Raw genomic sequence first — 335 nt, forward strand, 5'->3', positions numbered from 1 at the left:
TCCCGGTGTGCTATTGAACACTGATTTACATTTGCGCTTTCGGTAAAACCTTGGTGGAGGATGACGGGATCGAACCGACGACCCCCTGCTTGCAAAGCAGCTGCTCTCCCAGCTGAGCTAATCCCCCGGTGTATTGCTACGACTTGGATATTACTGGTAGGGCTGGTTGGACTCGAACCAACGACCCCCGCGTTATCAACACGGTGCTCTAACCAGCTGAGCTACAGCCCCAACGCGGATACTGCGGATACTGATACTGCGGTACTGCTACTGTTTCTTCTTTGATTAACAGCCGATAAGTGTGGACGTTTGCTGACCTGAGTTATTACTAACTC

2 tRNA genes are annotated in these 335 nt (G+C 51.3%); both read right to left on the reverse strand.

Features of this window, described 5'->3' with window-relative positions:
* Positions 1 to 51 precede the first annotated feature (51 nt).
* Positions 52 to 127, reverse strand: a tRNA-Ala gene (locus GJA_RS25675).
* A gap of 27 nt (positions 128 to 154) precedes the next feature.
* A tRNA-Ile gene (locus GJA_RS25680) sits at positions 155 to 231 on the reverse strand.
* Between the last annotated feature and the right edge of the window lie 104 nt (positions 232 to 335).

Origin of the sequence: Janthinobacterium agaricidamnosum NBRC 102515 = DSM 9628 (assembly GCF_000723165.1) — a bacterium.
Taxonomy (GTDB): Bacteria; Pseudomonadota; Gammaproteobacteria; order Burkholderiales; family Burkholderiaceae_D; genus Janthinobacterium; species Janthinobacterium agaricidamnosum.